The sequence below is a fragment of the Kitasatospora sp. NPDC002543 genome, from assembly GCF_053594915.1.
In genome coordinates this window covers 14,822-35,070 of sequence record NZ_JBSFWR010000090.1, presented here as the reverse complement: position 1 = coordinate 35,070, position 20,249 = coordinate 14,822, and the positions used below count along the sequence as shown (strand labels likewise).

At 75.1% G+C, this 20,249-nt stretch carries 16 protein-coding genes, 1 rRNA gene and 1 pseudogene; 11 read left to right on the top strand and 7 right to left on the bottom strand.

The features are described from left to right. Positions 1-186, top strand: a 23S ribosomal RNA gene (locus ACWD4P_RS29440); the annotation flags it as partial. 86 nt (positions 187-272) lie between these two features. On the opposite strand, the pseudogene ACWD4P_RS29435 reads toward ACWD4P_RS29440, so the two are convergent. The 3 genes and pseudogenes from ACWD4P_RS29435 to ACWD4P_RS29425 form a co-directional block, all read right to left on the bottom strand. Next, positions 273-635, bottom strand: a pseudogene (locus ACWD4P_RS29435) (transglutaminase-like domain-containing protein); the annotation flags it as partial. 122 nt (positions 636-757) lie between these two features. Continuing rightward, a complete protein-coding gene (locus ACWD4P_RS29430; protein WP_359818789.1) occupies positions 758-2,941 on the bottom strand; it encodes an SdrD B-like domain-containing protein in 2,184 nt (727 codons plus the stop codon). Positions 2,942-3,143: 202 nt separating this feature from the next. Further along, the gene (locus tag ACWD4P_RS29425) at positions 3,144-3,941 is read right to left on the bottom strand and encodes a MarR family transcriptional regulator (protein WP_449781716.1); all 798 of its coding nucleotides are present in this window, start codon (positions 3,939-3,941) and stop codon (positions 3,144-3,146) included. A 223-nt stretch (positions 3,942-4,164) separates the two neighbouring features. On the opposite strand from ACWD4P_RS29425, the gene ACWD4P_RS29420 reads away from it, so the two are divergent. The 3 genes from ACWD4P_RS29420 (at position 4,165) to ACWD4P_RS29410 (ending at position 8,340) form a co-directional block, all read left to right on the top strand. Further along, complete coding sequence (locus tag ACWD4P_RS29420; protein WP_449781715.1) at positions 4,165-5,391, top strand: serine hydrolase domain-containing protein; 1,227 nt, start codon at positions 4,165-4,167, stop codon at positions 5,389-5,391. 88 nt (positions 5,392-5,479) lie between these two features. Further along, the gene (locus ACWD4P_RS29415; protein WP_449781714.1) at positions 5,480-6,544 is read left to right on the top strand and encodes an ATP-binding protein; all 1,065 of its coding nucleotides are present in this window, start codon (positions 5,480-5,482) and stop codon (positions 6,542-6,544) included. Beyond that, positions 6,541-8,340 (top strand): vWA domain-containing protein, encoded by a 1,800-nt coding sequence (locus ACWD4P_RS29410; protein WP_449781713.1) that lies wholly within the window; start codon positions 6,541-6,543, stop codon positions 8,338-8,340. Before ACWD4P_RS29415 ends, ACWD4P_RS29410 begins: the two co-directional genes overlap by 4 nt. A gap of 51 nt (positions 8,341-8,391) precedes the next feature. Here ACWD4P_RS29410 and ACWD4P_RS29405 read toward each other — a convergent pair whose 3' ends face one another. The 4 genes from ACWD4P_RS29405 to ACWD4P_RS29390 all read right to left on the bottom strand — a co-directional run bounded on the left by ACWD4P_RS29405 (position 8,392) and on the right by ACWD4P_RS29390 (position 12,250). Next, positions 8,392-8,784, bottom strand: coding sequence for a peptidoglycan-binding domain-containing protein (locus ACWD4P_RS29405; protein ID WP_359818798.1), 393 nt, complete (start codon positions 8,782-8,784; stop codon positions 8,392-8,394). Between the two features lie 218 nt (positions 8,785-9,002). Next, positions 9,003-9,470 carry a hypothetical protein gene (locus ACWD4P_RS29400; protein ID WP_359818800.1) on the bottom strand — a complete coding sequence of 156 codons (468 nt, stop codon included), beginning with the start codon at positions 9,468-9,470 and terminating at the stop codon, positions 9,003-9,005. 472 nt (positions 9,471-9,942) lie between these two features. Beyond that, positions 9,943-11,487 (bottom strand): S8 family serine peptidase, encoded by a 1,545-nt coding sequence (locus tag ACWD4P_RS29395; protein WP_449781712.1) that lies wholly within the window; start codon positions 11,485-11,487, stop codon positions 9,943-9,945. A 364-nt stretch (positions 11,488-11,851) separates the two neighbouring features. After that, the gene (locus tag ACWD4P_RS29390; protein ID WP_359818806.1) at positions 11,852-12,250 is read right to left on the bottom strand and encodes a VOC family protein; all 399 of its coding nucleotides are present in this window, start codon (positions 12,248-12,250) and stop codon (positions 11,852-11,854) included. Positions 12,251-12,421: 171 nt separating this feature from the next. Here ACWD4P_RS29390 and ACWD4P_RS29385 point away from each other — a divergent pair, with 171 nt between their 5' ends. The 7 genes from ACWD4P_RS29385 to ACWD4P_RS29355 all read left to right on the top strand — a co-directional run bounded on the left by ACWD4P_RS29385 (position 12,422) and on the right by ACWD4P_RS29355 (position 20,189). Further along, the gene (locus ACWD4P_RS29385; protein ID WP_449781711.1) at positions 12,422-13,417 is read left to right on the top strand and encodes a helix-turn-helix transcriptional regulator; all 996 of its coding nucleotides are present in this window, start codon (positions 12,422-12,424) and stop codon (positions 13,415-13,417) included. A 117-nt stretch (positions 13,418-13,534) separates the two neighbouring features. Continuing rightward, the gene (locus tag ACWD4P_RS29380) at positions 13,535-15,013 is read left to right on the top strand and encodes an amidase (protein WP_449781710.1); all 1,479 of its coding nucleotides are present in this window, start codon (positions 13,535-13,537) and stop codon (positions 15,011-15,013) included. After that, on the top strand, positions 15,010-16,266 hold the full coding sequence (locus ACWD4P_RS29375) for an MFS transporter (RefSeq protein ID WP_449781709.1): 1,257 nt from the start codon (positions 15,010-15,012) through the stop codon (positions 16,264-16,266). Before ACWD4P_RS29380 ends, ACWD4P_RS29375 begins: the two co-directional genes overlap by 4 nt. A gap of 9 nt (positions 16,267-16,275) precedes the next feature. Then, positions 16,276-16,977, top strand: coding sequence for a FadR/GntR family transcriptional regulator (locus ACWD4P_RS29370; protein WP_449781708.1), 702 nt, complete (start codon positions 16,276-16,278; stop codon positions 16,975-16,977). A gap of 109 nt (positions 16,978-17,086) precedes the next feature. Further along, positions 17,087-17,839, top strand: a complete 753-nt coding sequence (locus ACWD4P_RS29365) for an SMI1/KNR4 family protein (RefSeq protein WP_449781707.1) — start codon at positions 17,087-17,089, stop codon at positions 17,837-17,839. Between the two features lie 297 nt (positions 17,840-18,136). Next, positions 18,137-18,493: a beta/gamma crystallin domain-containing protein gene (locus ACWD4P_RS29360; protein WP_449781706.1), complete on the top strand. Its 357-nt coding sequence runs from the start codon at positions 18,137-18,139 to the stop codon at positions 18,491-18,493. Positions 18,494-18,722: 229 nt separating this feature from the next. Further along, positions 18,723-20,189, top strand: a complete 1,467-nt coding sequence (locus tag ACWD4P_RS29355; protein WP_359818816.1) for an alpha/beta hydrolase — start codon at positions 18,723-18,725, stop codon at positions 20,187-20,189. Positions 20,190-20,249: the final 60 nt, after the last annotated feature.

Below are 20,249 nucleotides of genomic sequence, written 5' to 3'. Positions count from 1 at the left end.
GCCTCCTAAAGGGTAACGGAGGCGCCCAAAGGTTCCCTCAGCCTGGTTGGCAATCAGGTGTTGAGTGTAAGTGCACAAGGGAGCTTGACTGTGAGGCCGAACCGGCCCGGCACCGCCCGGGCGAGCGCCTCCACCAGCGCGGCCGGCGGCGCGGCGAAGACCCCCGGGTACTCGCGCTCGCCCAGCTCCGGCCGCACCGGCCAGGCCAGCCGCTCCCGCTCCAGGTCGTACCGCGCGTCCACGCCCTCCCGGTTGCCCCGGGCGTCCAGGCGGGCCCAGCGGCCGTCCAGGTGGACGGCGTTCAGGGCGTGCAGCACGAAGCCGCCCGCGCCGTCCTCCAGCCGCTGGTAGCACAGCCCGGCCGGCACGCCCTGCGCCCGCAGCAGCGCGGCCAGCAGGTGGGACTTGCCGTGGCAGATCGCGTTGCGCGCGGCCAGCACCTCGGAGGCGCGGAACGCCCCGCTGTAGGCGCCCGCGTCCGCCGAGTGCGCCACCTCGTCGCGGACGTGGTGGAACGCGGCCCGCGGCGTGGCCAGCTCGGCGGCCAGCCGCCGCAGCCGCGGGTCATGGTGGTCGATCACCTCGTCCGCCACGAGGAAGGCGGCGGGGTCGTCGGTCTCCGGTCGCAGGATCATGCCCTCCACGGTGGCGCGCGCACCGGCCGCCGCGGGCACGATTCCACGCCTCGGACAGCTCCTCGGACAGATCCTCGGACAGCGCCCCGGGCCGGCCGGGGCGCTTTTCCGTCCGGCCGGCGTCAGTGCCCGCAGCCGCAGTGCCGGAATCCGAAGTCGAGCGTGTGGTCGTTCTCGCCCGGCCCGCCGGTGGTCAGCGCCCGCTCCGGATATCGCTTTCCGGGCGGGACGACGCCCTTGGAATCGACGAATCGATTGCCGCCGACGTCGTGCCGGGTGGGCACCCACCGGTACAGCGGACCGCCCTCGGCGTAGTCGGACGGCTCGTCCAGCCGGATCGTGTAGGCGGTGTGCGGCCGCAGGCCGCCGTCCACGTTCGCGTCGTCGAAGTAGTACTCGCCGCGCGCCGTCGTCCTCGCCGTCCCGGCGAGCCGGCCCGCCCCGTCGTACAGGTGGACGGTGACGCCCGCCACCGGGCGCTGGCCCGGCTGCTGGACGCCGGTGCGCTCCGGGTCGTACCAGACCCGGTTGCCGATCTGCAGCGGCGCCCGGTCGCAGAGCACCTCCAGGTCGCCCATCGAGGCGCCCTTGCCGAACGGCGCGGGCACGTCCGCCGGGTTGAGCCGCAGCCCGAACGCCGGATCCTGCCCGCCGTCCGCCCGCCGCAGGAACGACGTGCCGTAGCCGAAGGCCGTGCTGTTCGGGTCGAACCCGGAGGTCGCGATGGTCGTCTCGACCTTGGACAGCGCCATCCCGGCGTAGGCCGCGTTGTGGTGGAAGCCCATCCGGCTGGTGTCGAAGAACCGGGTGCCCCGGGGGGAGAGCCCGCAGCCGCCGTTGGTGTCCATCACGAACGTGCCGCCCGCCGGGCAGGCCTTGTCCAGGTCCCCGCCCGACAGCACCTCGCCGACCGCGGCGCCCGCCGCCGCCTGGCCCGTCGCCCGGTCGGCCAGGCGGTCGCGGAAGGACAGCAGCATCGAGCCGTCCGCCTCGAAACCGACCTCGGCCAACTCCGGCTCCGGCTGGGCGCGGTAGCCCGAGCAGGCCTGGCCGTTCTGCACCTCCGGGTAGGTGTCCGTCCACGGGAACCAGCCCGCGCCGTCGCACGGGCCCGCGCCCACCGTCGACTGGCGCGGGTAGTCCAGCGGCTGGTCCAGCACCGCCGGACCGAAGCCGCCGGTGGCCGGGTCGAAGGGCAGCACCACCGCCCGCAGGTCCGAGGCCAGGCCCGTCGACGCGCCCGAACAGACACCGCCGAGGTAGCCCCTGCCGTCCTGCAGGCCCAGGCCGAAGGGCCGCCAGTCGCCCGCCGAGGGGCAGCCCGGGTCCGGGATCGGGTACACCGCCCGCGGCGCCGACGCGCTCGCCGCGGTGGCGTCGTAGCGGTACAGCCGGCGGTCGTTGAGGTTGACGACGAACAGGTCCCTGCCGTCGTCCGTCACCTTGAGCCCGCCCAGGCTCTCCTTGCCCGGCACCGCCAGGAACGCCTCGTCCGCCCCCGGCCCGTGCGCCGTGCCCCCGGCGTCCGGGACGGTGGCGAACAGCGCGGTCGTGCCCCGCGCCGGGTCCGTGACGTAGATCCCGCCGGAGCCGCCCGGGCCGTAGGCCGTGGTGCGCTTGGCCGCCGCCGAGGAGAACACCCGCCGGTCGGCCCGGTTCCACGCGATGCCGAACAGCGTCCCGGTCTGCGCGCCAGTGGCGAGGTCCGTCACGTTCACGTCCACGCCGTCCTGGCCGCGCGCACCGTACGGGAACGACACCAGCGTGCGCTGCGCGCCGCCCTGCCACACGGTGTTCTGGCAGGTCGTCACCAGCGGGGCGTTCTTCTGGCAGTAGTCGCCGGGGCTCCACAGCCCGGTGGTGTACGAGACGTCCGCACCGTCGGAGAGGTCGACGAACTCCTCGTTGGAGCTCAACCCGCCCGGCGCGCCGTCCAGCCCCTGCCGCGAGGCGAAGGCGGGGAACAGCACGCCCGGCCTCGGGTTCACCACCTGCACCCGGTACGTGCCGCCGCGCTCCGGCCCGTGCGGCGGCGGGGCCAGCGTCACCGTCCCGTCGGCCCCCGTGGTGCCCTCGACGCGGGTCCGGCCGGCGCCGGTGAGCGTCACCGTCACGCCCGCCAGCCCCGGTTCCAGCGCGGGCGTCCACGCGCCCGAGGCGTCCACGGCCCGCACCACCCGGACCGTCACCGTCCCGTCCGCGCTCTGCGGGAACGCCGGCGGAGCCGTCAGCAGCCCGCCGCCGGCCAGCGCGACGGCGAGCACCGCGGCCCGCCCGACGGCCGTCCTTCGTCTTCTCGTCCCCATCTGGGCCCCACTCTCCGATCGGCGGGCATGACGCCCGATCCGGACAGGACCCCCAGGAGAACGGCAACCGGCCGCCCGCGCCCGCGCTTCGGGGCACGTTCACCGGTGCGTGTGACACGCGGGCCGTCGCACATCGGATCATCACCGCGGGCCCGGCCCGGCGAGCCCCGCCGGGCCGACTTCCCGCTCCGGCCGCGGCCCCTCACGCCCGCGCCCCGGGCGCCCCCTCGTTCCCGGCCCCCTCGACGGCGCCGGCCTCCTCGACGGCGTCGGCCTCCCCGGCCTCCCCGGCCTCCCCGGGCCGCCGGCGCCTGCGCTGCGCCGCGCGGACGATGTCCGCTCCCATGTGCTCCAGGAACACCGAGGCCTCGGCCATCCTCGCCCCGGCCGGGGTGGCCGCGCCGAGCAGGTCCGCCCCGTCGCGCGCGAACTCGGCCAGCAGCGTGTTGCGCCGCGCGCTCGCCAGCAGCGCCCGGTACCAGATGTCGTCGTCGACGACGTACCGCTCGCGGTGCGAGCCGCCCTCCTTCTCGCGCCGCACCAGCTGCTGGCCCTCCAGGTAGCCGATCGCCTTCGAGACCGACGCCGGGCTCACCCCGAGACGCCGCACCAGGTCGGTGGCGGTCAGGCTGCCGGAGTCGGTGAGGTAGAGGCAGGCGAGGACCCGGCCCACCATGCGCGGCATGCCCAGGTGCGCCAGCAGTTCGGCCAGCCGCGCCGCGTACTCCTCCACCGCGGCCGGATCGCGCCCGTCGTCCGGGCGCGCGCTGCCCTCCGGCACCCGGGGCAACGCGCTCCTGCCGCGCCGGGAACGCCGCGCGGTGGCGCGCTGGGCGTTGTCCGCCCGGTAGCCGGACGGGCCGCCGTTGCGGGCGATCTCGCGGGTGACGGTGGAGGCGGGGCGCGCGAGCCCCCGGGCGATCTCCCCGTAGCCCAGCCCCGCGGTGAGCCCGGCGGCGATCCGCCGGCGTTCTTCCTGGGTCAGCCTGGCGCCTGGCACGGGCGCTCCTCTCGTCGCTGCCGGACCTGCGGGCCACCACGATCCCATTGCAACAGCCGGCCCTCAAGCCGATTGCATTAGTCGGCAGGGCCATTGCAAGGAATTACCCGTGCTGGCCTGGGAGAACGTCTCTGAAGGAAGGTCAGGGCATTGATGGAGAGGCGAACGCGGGCCTAGCCTTTTCCTCGAACGCGAAACAGTTCGCGACCAGGGGGAGACCACCGTGAAGACCACCGCCCGTACCGCCCGCGCCGCGCTCACCGCCGCTCTCGCCGGCGCCCTGCTGGCAGCCGCCCCGGCCGCCTCCGCCGAGGGCTCCCGCCCGCACACCGCCCGCCCGCACGACGGCGTCCGCTCCGTGCTGGAGCGCGCGGTGACCGAGGCCGGCCTGCCGGGGGCGCGGGCCGAGGTCCGGGACGGCGACGCGACCTGGTTCGCCGCGACCGGCACCGCCGACCTGGACACCGGCCGCGCGATCACGCCCCGCGACCGGTTCCGGATCGGCAGCACCACCAAGACCTTCGTCGCCACCGTCGTCCTCCAACTCGCCGCCGAGCAGCGGCTCGGCCTGGACGACAGCGTCGAGCACTGGCTGCCCGGCCTGCTGGACGGCAACGGCTACGACGGCTCCAGGATCACCGTCCGCCAGCTGCTGAACCACACCAGCGGCGTCTACAACTACGCCGAAGACCCGGAGCTCGCACGCGAGTTCACCGGCCCGTCGTTCCTGGTGCACCGCTTCGACGACTTCACGCCGCGCCGCCTCGTCGAGGTCGCCGTCGCCAACGGGCCGAAGTTCGCCCCCGGGACCGGCTTCGCCTACTCCGACACCAACTACGCGCTCGCCGGCCTGATCGTCGAGAAGGCCACCGGCCGCCGCCTCGCCCAGGAGATCGCCGACCGGATCACCGGGCCGCTGCACCTCGCGAACACCTACGAACCGGCCGCCGGCGACATGCGCATCCACGGCCCGCACGCCCGCCACTACTCCAAGCTGATGGAGCAGCGCGCGGACGCCCCCGTCCACGACGTCACCGACCTCAACCCCTCCTGGGGGTACGCCTCCGGCGACATGATCTCCACCACCGGCGACCTCGCCGTCTTCTTCCGCGCGCTGCTCGAAGGACGGCTGCTGCCGCCCGCCCAGCAGCGCGAGATGTTCACCACGCTGGACCCGCAGGGCCACTGGATCCCGGACACCCGCTACGGCCTGGGCATCGCCGAGCAGAAGCTGTCCTGCGGCACGGTGTGGGGGATGGGCGGCGCCATCAACGGCTCCTGGTCCTACACCTTCGGCACCCGCGACGGCCGCCACCTGCTCGCCACCGAGGTGAACGGCGACTGGGCCGCCGGGAGTTGGGGCTCGCCGGTCGGGGTCTTCACCGCCGAACTGGAGGCCGAGTTCTGCCCCGCCGCCCCGGCTGCCCCTGAGGCCCCCGCCGCCCCCTGAGACCGCGCCCGCCGGAAATCCGGGTGCGCCCGCACCGACTCCCGCCGCACACTGGGCCGGTCACGCACCGTCGCCACGAAGGAGCCCCGTGCAGGGAGCAGTCAGCGTCTCGCCCGCCCAGGTCCCCGAGCTGCTGCTCGGCCTGGCCACCGTCCGCCCCGTGTTCCTCTGGGGCGCCCCCGGGATCGGGAAGTCCTCCCTGGTCAGGGCGTTCGCCGAATCGCTCGGCCTGGAATGCGTGAGCCTCGTCGGCACCCAGCTCGCCCCCGAGGACCTGATCGGCGTCCCGCAGCTCACCCCCGAGGGCCGCTCCCGGTTCTGCCCGCCCGAGCAGATCGCCCGCGACGAGCCGTACTGCCTGTTCCTGGACGAGCTCAACGCGGCCTCACCGGACGTCCAGAAGGCCTTCTACTCACTGATCCTGGACCGCCGGATCGGCTCGTACGAACTGCCGCCCGGCTCGATCGTGATCGGCGCCGGCAACCGCGCCACCGACGGCGCGCTCGCCCGCCCGATGGCCTCCGCACTGGTCAACCGCATGGTCCACGTCCACCTGCGGGCCAGCGCCCGGGACTGGCTGCACTGGGCGGCCGGCGCCGGCATCCACCCCTGGATCGTCGACCACCTCACCGACCGGCCCGACCACCTGTGGTCCGCCCCGCCCAAGACCGAGGAGCCGTTCTCCACCCCGCGCGCCTGGCACATGCTCTCCGACGCGCTGCACTCCTTCGGCCCCACCCTGGACGAGGAGACCCTCAAGGTCGTCGCCCACGGCCTGCTCACCGCGCCCCACGCCGTCGCCTTCTGCGGCTACGCGAAGATCGTCCGCAACTCCTACGGCCTGGAGGCGATCCTCAAGGGCGACGCCCGCTGGCCGCACCGGCTGGAGGACCGCGACCTGCTCTACTACCTCGCCGACGCCTTCCGCGGCCGGCTCGTCAAGGAACTGCCCGCCCGCAAGGAGCACGCCTCCGGCGCGCAGCGGCAGACCGCCTTCCGCGCCAAGTCGCTGCTCGTTCAACTGGCCGAGATCTCGGTGGAGGTCGCCCAGACGGTGATCGCCGACGGCCCGGACGGCAACCCGCTGCTGCCCGCCTGGTTCCTGATCGAGGCCGCCCGGGACATGCCCCGCCTGGTCGAGGCCCGCCGGTGAAGCACGCCCACACCGCCGCGAAGAAGCCCGACCCGGGCACCGAGGCCTTCGACGAGGGCGTCCGACTGCTGCGCCGCAACCCGGCCCTCGCCGCCCTGCGCGCCGACGTCTGCCGCACCGAGAACTGCACCACCGCCCCGCCCGACGGCTGGGCGGTGGCCGACTCCAACGGCACCCTGCACGTCAACCCGCGCCGCCGGGCCGAACCCGAGGAGTGGGCCTGGGTCCTGGCGCACTGCCTGCTGCACCTCGGCTTCGGCCACCTCCCGGGCGCCCGCGGCCCCCGCACCCAGCCCGACGCCCACCAGGCCGCCGCCCGCTGCGCGGTCGTCAACCGCTTCCTCGCCACCTTCCCCGTCGGCCGCGCCCCGGTCGTCCTGCCCCAGGAGTACCCCGGTGGCGACGAGGAGGAACTGGCCGCCCGCTGGCGCCGCGACGGCCTGCCGCCCACCACCGCCGGGACGGCCGGCACCGCCGAACGCGACCAACTGCTCGTCGAGTGGCGCGGCCACGGCCAGGCCCGCGAGGACTGGCCGACGGCCTTCGCCGCCGCCCTCACCCGCACCATGTCCGCCGCGATGGACCGGGCCGGCGGCCGGATCGACGCCGACACCGGCGAACGCCTGCCCGAACGGCCCTGGACCCGGGCCCTCAACTGGTTCGTCTCCTCCTACCCCCTGCTCGGCGGCATCGCGGCCGGCCTCACCGTCGTCGCCGACGCCGAACTCGCCCGCGCCCACGACATCGCCGTCGCCGCCGTCAACGCCGAGGCCGCCGAGATCTACGTCAACCCGCTGCGCCACCACACCGACGAGGAATGGCGGTTCATCCTCGGCCACGAGATCCTGCACGCCGCCCTGCGGCACGGCGAACGCCGCGGCGGCCGCGACCCGTTCCTGTTCAACGTCGCCGCCGACTACGTCATCAACGGCTGGCTGCTGGAGATGGGCGTCGGCGAGATGCCCGACGGGCTGCTGCACGACCCGCGGCTCAAGGGGCTGTCCGCCGAGGAGGTGTACGACCGGATCGCCCGCGACCAGCGCCGCATCCGCCGCCTCGCCACCCTGGCCGGCAAGAACCGCCCCGACGTCCTCGGCGAGCCCCTCGGCCCGCCCCGGGACTACGTCGACCTCGACGACTTCTACCGGCGCGGCCTCCAACAGGGCTTCGAACTGCACCAGCGCGAACGCGGCCTGCTCCCGGCCGGATTGGTCGAGGAGATCCGCGCACTCGCCCACCCCCCACTGCCCTGGGACGCCCGACTGGCCCGCTGGTTCGACGAGTTCGTGCCGAGCCCGGAACCGGTGCGCAGCTACTCCCGCCCCGCCCGCCGCCAGTCCGCGACCCCGGACATCCCCCGGGCCGGCCGCCGCTTCCCCGAGGAGGAGGTGCCGCGCTGCACCTTCGGGGTCGTCCTGGACACCTCCGGCTCGATGGACCGGGCCCTGCTCGGCAAGGCCCTCGGCGCGATCGCCTCCTACGCCGCCGCCCGGGACGTCCCCGCCGCCCGGCTGGTGCACTGCGACGCCGCCCCGCACGACGCCGGATACCTCCCGGTCGAGGAGATCGCCGGCCGCCTGCGGGTGCACGGACGCGGCGGCACCGTCCTCCAGCCCGGCATCGACCTCCTCGAACGGGCCGAGGACTTCCCGCCCGGCGCACCCGTCCTGGTCATCACCGACGGCGAGTGCGACGTCCTGCGGCTGCGCCGCGAACACGCCTTCCTCGTCCCGCGCGGCGCCGTCCTGCCGTTCACCCCACGCGGCCCGGTCTTCCGGATGAGCCCCGCCGGCTGACGGCCCGGGACCGCACCCGGTCCCGGGCCGCGAAGCGGTCCGGTCCGGCGATCAGCTGGTGGTGGGGATGAACGGCCGGCAGCTGCCGTCGGGCCCACCGTACGGGTCGGTCCAGTCGATGTTCATCAGCTTGTTGCCGGTCTGCGGACCGACGACGCCGTCCGCCTGGGCGCTGCCGAGGATGCTCTGCTGGAAGTACCGCACGGCGCCGTCGGTCTTCGGGCCCCACTGGCCGTCCTCATCGATGGTGGACCGGCCGCCCAGCCGCAGCCAGTCGTTGACCAGGTGCTGCACGCACCACACCCCGGTGCCCGAGGTGGTGTGGCCGTATCCGAGATACGGCGCGCCGGGGGCCGCGTCCGCGCTGCCCGCCACGCCCAGCACCGATGCGCCGGCCATCGCCAGCGCCACGGCGAACTTGGCGCCCCTTGTCACAAGGTTCATCTCATACCTCCTGCTCGGCCGGGGCACGCCCGGACACCTGCCGGCACCCCTATGTACGGGTGGTTCCTGGTTCGTATCGGCGCCTCGCGGCACAATGCCGTGCGGGCGCCGTGCCGCGCCGCGGCCGACCGGGCCGGTGGGAAAGCCGAGGCGCGGGCCCTACGGGCCGGCGCCTCGGCTTCGAGCCCCGGTCGGCCGCGGCCGGGTGCTGCGCTCCGTCAGATCACACGGAACTGCTTGGAGTCGCCGGTCCAGCCCGGCATGCAGGCGGCCTGACCGGAGATGACCTGCAGGTAGCAGCCCTTGGTCTCGTTGTAGAAGTTGGTGTAGGAGCCGTTGAGCGAGGCGACCTTCCAGTTCTGCCCGTAGGCAGTGCCCAGGGAGCATCCCGCGGTGAAGACGTCGCCGTAGCTGTCCGCGCTCATACAGAGGCTGACCATTCCGCCGGCGGTCATGATGAACGTGTTCCGGCTGTTCGCCCAGCGCTGGGTGTCCCGGCTGCCACAAGGCGCCTCGTAGACGGCGGGGGTGTGGTCGGGGCTGTCGACCGTCCCGGCGAGGCAGAGCCCCGTCGCCTTGTTCTGGATCTGGAACCCGGCGGTGGCAGAGGCCGGACTGGCCGTCACGCTCAGGCCCGCCAGGCACAGGGCCGACACCACGGTGGCGGTTCGGATGACACGGTTCATTTCTTCTCCTTGAGACTCGAGAGCGCGGGCCGCGACCATGGCGTTGTGCGCGCTCTTGTGCGAACTCCCTCTTCTGGGGCGGTCTGCCGAACACGCGGCACACCGCGGGGCCGGCGTCGTGCACCGCTCTGTTCAGGCCCCGGGAACGTTCTGAGTCTCGCGTGCCGGTGATCGTCGCCGCTATCCAAAACCGTCCGCGTCAGCGAACCGAAAACGGATTGTCCGTTGGCGGATGGTCAGTACCCGACGGACCGTGCTGTCCGCGCCCCAGCGCGTCGCCGCTCCTCCGCTCCCGCATCCGGCCGGGCCGGGCCGACGGTCGTTGACGGTGGCCGAGAAGCGGCCTCCACAGCCGCTTCCCTGACCCGCCGACCCGTCCTCCCCGCGGCCCCGTTCGCCTCGCCGGTGGCCGGGCGTGGCGAAGCGCCCCCGCCGGCGGCCGGGGGCGCTTCGCCCGGGGTGGGACAGGGGGCTACTCGACGGCGCGCAGCGCGTTGACGACGCCGAAGCCGTAGAAGCCGTTGACGCGCTTGCCGCCCGCGCAGGTGGCGTCCACGACGCCGTCGCCGTTGCCGTCGTACGGGGCGGCCGGGCACCCCGGGTTGTCCGCCTGGGCCTTGAGCATCGCCTGCAGCCGGGCCGGGGTGGCGTCGGGGTGGGCGGACTTCAGGAGTGCGGCCACGCCGGCGGCGTGGGGCGTGGCCATGGAGGTGCCCTGCTCGTAGCCGTACTGGTTGTTCGGCAGCGTCGACAGGACGCCGGGGTGCCCGGACGGTGTGTCCGAGGCCACGTACCGGTCGCCGCCCGGTGCCGCGACGTCGATCACGCCGAGGCCGTAGTTGGAGTAGTACGCCTTCGCGTTCTTGGCGCCGGTGGCGCTGACCGTGACGACGCCCGGCAGTTGTGCGGGCAGGTCCCAGCACGTGTGGGGGTCGACGGTCCGGCTCGCCGGGGTGGAGTCGTCGGGGCTGCCGGGGTCGGTGAAGGCGTGGGAGTCGAGGTCGTGGTTGGCGTTGCCGGCTCCGGCGACGGTGAGGGTGCCCTTGCGCTGCGCGTAGCGCTGGGCGCGGTCGACCGCGTCGACGATGGCCTTCTGGTCGGGGTCGTCCAGGCAGTTGTACTGCCACGGGTCGATGTAGTAGCTGTTGTTGGTGATCTGCACGTCGTGGTCGGCGGCGAACACGAAGGCGCAGACGACGCTCTCGGCGTAGATCAGCTGGCGCGGGGTGGGCTGGGAGACGGTGATGCCGGAGACCCGCACGCCGGGTGCCACCCCCGCGACGCCGATGCCGTTGCGGGCGGCGGCTATGGTGCCCGCCACGTGGGTGCCGTGGAAGTAGTCCGGGTCCACCGGCCGCCAGGAGCCGTACGTGGTGTCGGCCTTGCCGCCGGCGCAGCTCGCGGACTGCGACGGGGAGAAGTTCGCGGCGAGGTCGGGGTGGGTGTCGTCGACGCCGGTGTCGATCACGGCGACGGTGACGTCCCTGCTGCCGGGGTCGGTCTTCGCGGCCTTGTCGGCGCCGATCGCCCGCAGGGCCCACTGCTCGGCTTCGAGGGGTTCGGCGCCGTCGCCGGCGGCCTCTCCGGTCCTCGCGGCCTCGGCGATCCTCGCCGCCTCGGCCTCGGAGAGGGGCCGCACCCCGCCGTCGTCGGTGGTGCCCGCGGCGCTCAGCGGTGCGGTCCGGGTGGCGCCCGCCGACTCCACTCCGCGCACCGCGCGCAGCTGCCTGCCGAAGTCGGGGTTCGCCGAGTGGGCGACGATGACGCCGATCTCGTCGTACGTGACGACGACGGTGCCGCCGGCCGCGGTGACGGCCCGCTGCACGGCCGCGACGGTGCGGCGGTCGGTCTTGGTGTTGACGACGTACGCGAGGGTGTTCGCGTCCTCGGCCTGGGTGGCGGACGGTGTCCGGGGCGTCGCCGAGGCCGGGGCGGGCAGGAATCCGAGCGAGGCGGTCAGCGACAGCGCGATCGGTACGGCCAGGCCGAGCCGGGGCAGGGAACGTCGTCGGGCCATGTGGTCTCCGCATCTTCCGGGTGCCGGGCCCGGCCGGGGTGGGAGCGCCGGCCGGGCGGGTGCGGGGCGGCCGGTACGGGAAGGGAGCCTTCCCGCCGCCCCGCCCCGTGGGGGCGCCGGCCGCGGCCAGGACGGCCCGCGTGGTGGGGTTCCCCTTCTTTGACGGGCCGTCGAGAGGGCGGCGCGTCTCCGGGGAGCGGTGTGCCGGCCCACTCGGTCCCCGGGGAACGCCCCAAGCCTCACCCGCCCCGGCCGTCGCGACTATCCGAAAAGTGACCCCCACCCGCGCACGAAAACGGCTTGCCCTCCGGCCGCCGGCCGCGCGGGGCCCGTCGCCGGCGCCCCCGCGGGCGCCGCGGCCCGGTCAGCGGGCGAACTTCGCGAGGGCCGCCGGGGTGACGGGTGTGAAGAAGTTGACGAGGTTGCCGTCGGGGTCGCGCAGCAGCAGGGAGCGGTTGCCCCAGGGCATGGTGGTGGGCTCGGTGACGAAGTCCGTGACGAAGCCGGCCAGGTCGCGGTGGACGCGGTCCACGTCGTCGACGAGGAACTCGGTGATGACGCTCTGGTTGGCGGCCGGGCGGGCGGAGCCCGGGGCGAACAGCGGGACGGTGCGGGTGCTCGCGATCGCGAGGGCGGCGCCCGGGGTCCGGAGTTCGGCGAAGTCCTCGGTCGCCCACTGCGCCCGGACCCCCGTGGCGCGCTCGTAGAACCCGACCAGGCGCGCGACGTCGCCGGTGATGACGCGGATCGAAACGAACTCCATGGTGTCCTCCTGGGATGTGCCCGGGCCGGCCACGGCCGGGCGGCCGCGGCTGACGGCCGCACGGTTGGCTGGACGGCCGTGCGGTTGGCTGGACGGCGGTGCCGTCGTGCGCTCCGCAGACTAGGAGGGATAGTGGACAGAATCCGTCCACTATCCGCCTAGGCTGTGGACATGTCCCGACCCACCGGCCGCGTGCTGACCCTCCTGGAACTGCTGCAGTCGGGCGGCACCCGGACGGTGGCCGAACTGGCCGACCGCCTCGGCGTCGACGGCCGCACCGTGCGGCGCTACGTGGACCACCTGATCGACCTCGACGTGCCGGTGGAGTCCGTGCGCGGCCGGTACGGCGGCTACCGGATCTCCCCGGGCCACCGCCTGCCCCCGCTCATGCTCGGCGAGGACGAGGCGCTGGCCGTGCTGCTCGGGCTGATCGCCGGGCGCCGTACGGGACTGGCGACGGCCGAGCGCACGGCGGGCGAGACCGCGGCGGCCAAGATCCGGCGCGTGCTGCCCCGGCACGTCGCGGCCCGGCTCGACGCGCTCCTGGACGCCCTCTCCTTCACGGACGGCTCCGGCGCGGACGCCGTCCCGGACGCCGGGGTCCTGCTCACCCTGGCCGACGCCGTGCGCCACCGCCGGCCGGTCTCCGTCCGGTACACCGACCGCGAGGGCCGGCCCAGCGAGCGCACGGTGCACCCGTACGGGATCGTCGCCCACGCGAACCGGTGGTACGTCACCGGCGCGGACCCCGGGGTCGGCGAGGACCGGACCTTCCGCCTCGACCGCGTCACCGACGTGCGGGCCCTGCCCGGCTCGTTCGACGTCCCCGCCGGCCCCGACCCGGCCGAGCGCGTGCTGTCGGGCTTCGCCACGGCCGGCTACCGGCACGAGGTGACGCTGCGGATCCACGGGACGCCCGACCAGGTCCGCGCCCACCTGCCCGCCGGCCTCGCGACGCTGGAGGAGGACGGACCGGCGCCGCCGCCGGACGGGGGACCGGCCGCGGAGCGCTGGCTGCGCGCCGAGCTGCGGGCGGAGCGCCTCGACTGGCTGCCGCCGCTGCTCGCCTCGCTCGACCGGCCCTTCGCCATCGAGCGCCCGGAGGAGCTGCGCACCCTCGTCACCGCCTTCGCCGACCGCCTGGCCGCCCGCGCCCGCCGGACCTGACGAGGGGCGGTCAGGGGGCCGGGTAAGGCTTGCCTTGCCTTTCGATCGGGCCCGCCCCTAAGCTGAAGTCCTCAGAGGACCTGAGGACCTGAGAACCTGAAGACTTGGGGAGTGAACATGCCCGACCTGTCGGATCTCCATGCCCTGACGCTCGCCGAACAGGCCGCCGCGGTCCGCGAGCGCACCGTCTCGCCGACCGAACTGGCCGACCACCACCTGCGCCGCATCGAGGACCTGAACGGCACCCTGGGCGCCTACCGCACGGTCGACGCCCCCGGCGCCCGCCGGGCCGCCCGCGCCGCCGAGGCACGACTGGCCGCCGCCGGGACGGAGGACGGCGCCGCACTGCCGCCGCTGCTCGGCGTACCGCTGTCGGTGAAGGACACCTGGCCGGTCGCCGGACTGCCCTTCACCGCGGGCTCCGCGGCCTTCGACGACCGCATCGCCCCGGCGGACGCCGCCGTGGTCGGCGCCCTGCGCACGGCCGGCGCCGTCCTGCTGGGCACCACCACGGCCGCCGAGTTCGGCTGCTCCTCCTACACGGAGACGGCCCACGCCACCGCCCGCAGCCCCTACGACCCCACCCGCGGCGCCGGCGGCTCCAGCGGCGGGGCCGCCGCCTCGGTCGCGGCCGCACTGGCCGCCGGGGCCCTGGGCAGCGACGGCGGCGGCTCGGTCCGGATCCCGGCCGCCGCCTGCGGCGTGGTCGGCCTCAAGCCCAGCCGCGGCCGGGTCACCCCGGCCCCCGGCACGGACGCCTTCGGGCTGGCCACCGCCGGTCCGCTCACCAGGACGGTGGTCGACACGGCCCTGCTGCTGGACGCCATGACCGGCAGCACCCCGGGCGACGGCAGCACCCTGCCCGCCGTCCCCGCCGGCCACTTCCTGGCCAGTGCCGAACGCGAGCCCGGCCCGCTGCGGATCGCGGTCGCCCGACCGGAGGACGGCTGGCACCCCGAGGCCGCGCTGGCCTGCCGCCGCACCGCCGACCTGCTCGCCGACCTCGGCCACCGGGTGGAGGAGGCCCCGCCGTCCGACCCGGACGAGTACCTGCCGGACTTCACCGTGCTGTGGAGCGTGCTGGCCGCCGCCGTACCCGTCCCGCCGCAGCGGGAGGACCGGCTGCTGCCGCTGACCCGCTGGCTGCGCGCCCGCGGCGGCGAGCACGACGCGGTGCGGCTGCACGCGGCGATGACCTCGCTGGCCGCCACCGCCCGCACGATCTGCCACCGCTACGACCGCTTCGACGCGGTGCTGAGCCCGACGACGAACCAGCCGCCGCTGCCGGTCGGCTCGCTGACCGACCCGCACGACCCGGAGCGGACCTACGCCCGGATGCTCGCCGTCACCCCGCGCACCCCCCTGGCCAACCTCACCGGCCGACCGTCGATCAGCCTGCCCCTGCACTGGACGCCGGACGGACTGCCGGTCGGCGTGATGCTGACCGCCCGCCTCCACCAGGAGGGCCTCCTGCTCTCCCTCTCCGCCCAGCTGGAACGGGCCCGGCCCTGGCACCACCACGCCGCCCGGCAGACGGCCGTACCGGCACGGGCGACCCGAGGGACGACGGCCCGGCCCGAGCGGAGCACGCGATGAAGCGCGGACAGCTGGCCTTCCTGACCGGCACCCACATCGTCAACGACCTCTACCAGGGCGCCGTCCCGGCCCTGCTGCCCTTCCTGATGTCCCAGCGGCACTACAGCTACACCGCCGTCTCCGGCATCGCCCTGGCCGCGAGCGGCCTGTCCAGCGTGGTCCAGCCGCTGTTCGGCCTGCTGGTAGACCGGCGCCCCCGCGGCTGGCTCGTCCCGGCCGGCTTCCTCACCGCCGCGGCCGGGATCGCCGGCGCGGCCACGGCCCACAGCTACGCGCTCACCTGGCTCTGCGCCGCCCTGGCCGGCCTCGGCATCGCCGCCTACCACCCGCCCGCCACCAACCAGGCCCGGGCGGCCGGCGGACAGTCCCAGCGGGCGATGAGCCTGTTCTCCGTCGGCGGCACCCTCGGCGCCTCGCTGGCACCGGCACTGGTCACCCTCGTGGTCGGCTCGTACGGCCTGGACGGCGGCTGGCTGCTGGCCGTCCCGGCCCTGGTGGCGGCCCTGCTGTGGGTCGTGCGGGGCCGCTCGCAGCGGCAGCGGGGCCACACCCCGGCGGCCCCGTCGACCGCCCGGGGCGCCACCACCCACCGGGACGACTGGCGGGCCTTCGGACGCCTGGTCGTGACCACCGTCGCCTGGTCGATCCCCTACGTGACGGTCACCTCGATGCTCGCCCTCCACATCCAGCGCGACCTCCACGGCTCGACGGGCACCGGCGCCGCCGCACTGACCCTGCTCACCCTGGCCGGGGCGGCCGGCACCCTGCTCGGCGGCTGGCTCGGCGACCGGCACGGACGGATGACCCCGATCCGCACCGGCTACCTGCTGGCCGTCCCCGCCCTCGCCGCCGTGGCCTTCGCGCCCTCCACCGCGGTCGCCCTGACCGGCGCGGTGGCGTTCGGACTGGCCATGTTCCTTCCCTTCGCCCCACAGGTGACGCTCGCCCAGGACTACCTCCCCACCCGGCCCGGCACCGCCAGCGGGCTCACCCTCGGACTCGCCATGTCCGTGGGCGGCCTCGCCGCCCCGGCGCTCGGCGGCCTGGCCGACGCGCACGGCCTGCGCACCGTGCTCGCCGCGGTCCTCGGCGTGCTGGCGCTCGGGCTCGGCTCCGCCCTGTGCCTGCGGGACCGCGTACCGCCGCAACCGGCCCCGCAGCGGGAGCCCGAGGAGGACCCGGCCGTACCGGCCGTACCGGCCGGGCCCGTCGACGGGCCCGCGACCGGCGGCCCGCCACCCCGAGGACGATAGGGTCGTCCCATGACTGTTCGCCCGGTACACCATCGTTCCCTGGTGGAGGAGGCCACGGCCGAGCTGCGCCGGCTGATCGGCACGGGCGAGTGGCCGGTGGGCAGCAGACTCCCCGGCGAGGTGGAGCTGAGCCGGCTCCTCGGAGTCGGCCGGACCACCTCGCGGGAGGCGGTCCGGGTGCTGATCGTCGACGGCCAGCTGCGCGCCCGGCAGGGCTCGGGCACCTACGTGGCCGCCGCCTCCCCGGTCTCGGAGTTCGACCGGGAACTGCGGCGCTCGGAGGCCTCCGACGTCTACGAGGTCCGGGCGGCGCTGGAGGCGGAGGCGGGCCGGCTGGCCGCGCGGCGGCGCACCGACGCGGACGTCGCCGCGCTGCGCGCGGCGCTGGCCGACCGTGACGCGGCCGCGGGCCCGGCCGAACTCGTCGAGGCGGACCTGGAACTGCACCGCCGGGTCGTCCGGGCCGCGCGCAACCCGGTGCTCACCCGCCTCTTCGACTCCTTCGTCGGCGCGCTGCGCGACGCGGCCGACCACGTGGTGAGCGACGGCCACCTCCACGACGGCGTCGACCGGGAGAGCATCGACCGCGCGCACCACGCCCTGGTCGAGGCGATCGCCGCAGGCGACCCGGACGCCGCCGTCGCGGCGACCCAGGCCAACCTGGACCGCACCCTCGACAGGCTGCGCGCCGCGGCGACCGGACGGCACTGAGCCGACGGCCGGCAGCGGTCGGCCCCCGCCCGCGCCCCCGCGCCCGCCCGCGTCCGCGTCCGTCGATCCGGCCGGGCCCCTGTCGGACCCCCGTGTGAGACTGCCCGTCATGCGGGCCGATCCAGAACTTCTGCGGGACCTGATCGCCACGACGCCGGGGATCGCCACCCGGCCGGGCCGGGGCCGACCCGAGGCCGTGATCCGCGCGGCGGAGTCCGTCACCGGTCCGCTGCCGCGCTCGTACCGCTGGTGGCTGGCCGCGTACGGGGAGGGCTCGCTGCGCGGCCGTCCGATCGCCACGGTGGAGCCCGTGCCCGGGCTCGGTGAACCCGGGCTCCTCGACGGCCGGTCGGGCGGGGACCGGCTCTGGTTCCACGAGGACGACGACCACGAGCGCCACGGCTTCGCCCTCGACCGGGCCGCCGACGGTGAGTGGCCCGTCGTGGCGCACAGCCGGGTCACCGGTGAGGAGTGGCCGGTCGCGGACTCCTTCGCCGGGTTCCTGACGGTGTGGACGGCGCTCGCCGTCGGGCTGCGGGAGGGGCCGAACCCGGCCGTCGCCCGGTTGTGGCGCGCCACCCCGGGGCTCCGACTGCCGGACGGCGGCGCGCTGTTCGGGCCGCACGCCTTCCGGGCCCGCAACGACGCCTGGGAGGTGCGTACGTACGCGCCGCACTGGGTCCTGGTCGGCGAGGACGGCGGGGGAGCGGGCCTGTTCATGCGCCGGCACGGCCGGGACCGCTCGTCCCTGTACCGGCTCGCGCCGGGCCCCCTGCGGGGCGATGTCGCGGACCACGGCGAGCTGCTGGGCACGGACCTCTTCGACTGGCTCGACCGGCTCCCCGGGTCGGCGAACGGCTGACCCCCGGAGCGGGCCGGCGCCGAGACCCCCGCGCACCGCCGCCCGCGCCACGATCGGGTGATGTCCCGGCCCGTCGGTCCGGACGCGGAGTGTTGCGGCCGGACGGGGGACGGGGGTCACTACGTTGAGGCCTCGGGTCCCGCGGCCGTGCCACCGGAAGGCACGCCCGTGAGGAGCCGGACCGGCGCGCGGCCGGCCGCGCGCCGCACCGGCGAAACCCCGTTCGCACGTCGCGTCATGACGTGGCGTCACCGACAGCGCCGGGCCGCGTCCCGGATCTCGCACGAGGGAGAACCCGTGATCTCGACGACCAAGAGGGCTGTCCGTTCCCTGGCCGTGGCGCTCGCCGCGGCCGCCACCTTCACCGTCGGCCTGCCGAACTCCGGCGCCTTCGCCATCGACCACGTCCCGTGCGACGGGGGCCGCAACGACTTCCTGAAGATCTGGTCGCACCTCGACGGCCGGGACAGCGTCGACTGCTACGCGAACGGGGGGAGGACCGACTTCGGCGGGTGGTGGGTCGACCGGATCTCCACCGGCAACAACGACCTGACCTACTACGACGTGAACGGCGACTCCGTGCGGATCGAACGCTGGACCGACATCACCTTCCCGAACCGCCCGCCGAGGGTCGCCGCCATCCAGATCGGGTGACATGCCGGCAGCGGCCCGCGCGACCGCCGCGGCCGGAACGGCTCGCGGCCCGTCGGCCGTTCACCCCGAGGCGACAGACAAGGGGAACATGCCACTCCGGCAGGACGTCCGTGCTCCGCCGTACGCCGTGAGTCGGATCCCGAGCCCGTTCCCGCGCCGTACGCGGCGCGGGCCGGGCCGCCCGGAGACTGGAGGCACCGAGGCACTTGATTCCGTACGGAGGACCGGCATGGCGCTGCAGGACGGGCGAACGATTTCCGTGGTCACGGTCGGGGCGGTGACGGCCGCGCTGGCGGCCCTCACCCCCGCGACGGCGTTCGCGGCGGGCGATCCGCTCCAGCGGTACGCGCAGCAGGAACTCCGGTGGGAGCGCTGCGACGCGGGCGGGCCGGCCGCGTTCGAGTGCGCGAAGGTCAAGGTGCCGCTCGACTACGGGGCCCCGGCGGGCCGGAAGATCGACATCGCGATATCGCGGGTCAAGGCGGGCAGCGCGAAGGAACGGCACGGCGTGCTGCTGATGAACCCCGGGGGCCCGGGCGTCCCGGGGCTGACCATGCCCGTGGAGATGGAGCCGCTGCTGTCCGCGCAGGTGCGGGAGCGGTTCGACCTGATCGGCTTCGACCCGCGCGGGGTCGGGCAGAGCTCGCCGATCGGCTGCGACCTGACGGAAGACGAGCGGACCTTCCAACACCCCTACAACGCACGGACGTTCGCGAAGGACGTGGACCGGGCCAAGTCGGTGGCCGACAAGTGCCGGGCCAAGTCCGGGGACGTGCTGCCCCACCTCACCACCCGCAACACGGCCCGCGACATGGACGTCGTCCGGGCGGTGCTGGGCGAGCGGAGGATCTCCTACTTCGGGTACTCCTACGGGACTTACCTGGGCGCCGTCTACACCCAGATGTTCCCCCAGCGCTCGGACCGGTTCGTGCTCGACAGCGCGCTCGACCCGGCGCTCGCGTGGCGGGGGACGCTCCGGGAGGCGTCGGTGGGGGCCGAACGCGCCTTCACCCGGTGGACCGAGTGGGCCGCCGCCCGCGACGCCACCTACGGCCTGGGCGCCACCGCCGCCGAGGTCCGCAGGACCTACTGGGACCTGGTCGCCCACGCCGACCGCACGCCCGTCCCGACCGAGGACGGCACGCTCGACGGCGACGCCATCCGCGCCGGGTACGCCGCCTTCGTCCACGTCGAGGCCGTCACCCCCTGGATCGCCGCGCTGAAGGCCGCGGCCGCGGGCGGGCCCGCCGTTCCGGCCGTACCGGCGGGCGTCGCCTCCGACAACACGACCGCCGCCGTGTGGGCCGTCTTCTGCGGCGACTCCCGCGACTGGCCGCGCGACCCCGAGCAGTACCGCCGCGACGCGGCCCGCGACCGGGCCAGGTACCCGCTGGCCGGCGACCTGGGAGCCAACATCCAGCCGTGCGCGTTCTGGAAGCCGACGGGCGGGGAACCCGCCACCGTGGTCGACAACGACGTCAACGCGCTGATCGTGCAGAACCAGTGGGACCCGCAGGCGACGCTGGAGATGGCCCGGGGCATGCGCCGGGCCCTGCACGGCGCGCGGATGGTCACGGTGAACGGCGGCGAGGGCCACGGCGTCGTGGTGGCCGGCCCGTCCTGCGCGGACGCCGACGTCACCCGCTACCTGACCACGGGCCGGCTGCCCGCGAAGGACCAGACCTGCGGCGGCTGAGGCCGAGCCCCCGATCCGCAGGTTTGGCCGGCCGGATCGGGGTGAGACGAGGAACGGGTC

What these genes read in the sequence shown, in the direction of transcription:
- ACWD4P_RS29385 (WP_449781711.1), top strand. Translation starts at nt 12,422, where the DNA reads ATGTCCCGACCCACCGGCCGCGTGCTGACCCTCCTGGAACTGCTGCAG.
- ACWD4P_RS29400 (WP_359818800.1), bottom strand. Translation starts at nt 9,470, where the DNA reads ATGAACCGTGTCATCCGAACCGCCACCGTGGTGTCGGCCCTGTGCCTG.
- ACWD4P_RS29405 (WP_359818798.1), bottom strand. Translation starts at nt 8,784, where the DNA reads ATGAACCTTGTGACAAGGGGCGCCAAGTTCGCCGTGGCGCTGGCGATG.
- ACWD4P_RS29375 (WP_449781709.1), top strand. Translation starts at nt 15,010, where the DNA reads ATGAAGCGCGGACAGCTGGCCTTCCTGACCGGCACCCACATCGTCAAC.
- ACWD4P_RS29390 (WP_359818806.1), bottom strand. Translation starts at nt 12,250, where the DNA reads ATGGAGTTCGTTTCGATCCGCGTCATCACCGGCGACGTCGCGCGCCTG.
- ACWD4P_RS29355 (WP_359818816.1), top strand. Translation starts at nt 18,723, where the DNA reads ATGGCGCTGCAGGACGGGCGAACGATTTCCGTGGTCACGGTCGGGGCG.
- ACWD4P_RS29430 (WP_359818789.1), bottom strand. Translation starts at nt 2,941, where the DNA reads ATGGGGACGAGAAGACGAAGGACGGCCGTCGGGCGGGCCGCGGTGCTC.
- ACWD4P_RS29365 (WP_449781707.1), top strand. Translation starts at nt 17,087, where the DNA reads ATGCGGGCCGATCCAGAACTTCTGCGGGACCTGATCGCCACGACGCCG.
- ACWD4P_RS29370 (WP_449781708.1), top strand. Translation starts at nt 16,276, where the DNA reads ATGACTGTTCGCCCGGTACACCATCGTTCCCTGGTGGAGGAGGCCACG.
- ACWD4P_RS29395 (WP_449781712.1), bottom strand. Translation starts at nt 11,487, where the DNA reads ATGGCCCGACGACGTTCCCTGCCCCGGCTCGGCCTGGCCGTACCGATC.
- ACWD4P_RS29380 (WP_449781710.1), top strand. Translation starts at nt 13,535, where the DNA reads ATGCCCGACCTGTCGGATCTCCATGCCCTGACGCTCGCCGAACAGGCC.